Consider the following 268-nt stretch of genomic DNA (forward strand, 5'->3'; position numbering starts at 1 on the left):
TTTTGAGTCAAGGTATTGTGGTTCCGAGGGGTTTCTATGTCCCTCCAGAGGCTTGTGGTAGTACTGGTTGTCATAGTACTTAACGTTGTCCTGAAGAAATTGTTGATCTCGGTTATATTGATAGTAGAAGCTGAACTGTGATTGAGGATTGTTTTCTTCTAAATGCGGTAATGTTACCGGCAAATATTTATCGGTGGCGTTCGTGAGATCCATTAGTTTCGTTGTTGAGTATTCCTCGTATTCTGAAGAACCTATATCAACGCCTTCC

The 268-nt window shown here is 41.0% G+C and carries 1 protein-coding gene; it reads right to left on the bottom strand.

From position 1 onward, the window contains the following. Positions 1 to 268 (bottom strand): hypothetical protein (locus tag SM755_RS23750; RefSeq protein WP_323174849.1); only part of this gene is annotated, 268 nt, incomplete at both ends.

Source organism: Natrialba sp. PRR66 (assembly GCF_034808065.1).
Classification (GTDB): domain Archaea; phylum Halobacteriota; class Halobacteria; order Halobacteriales; family Natrialbaceae; genus Natrialba; species Natrialba aegyptia.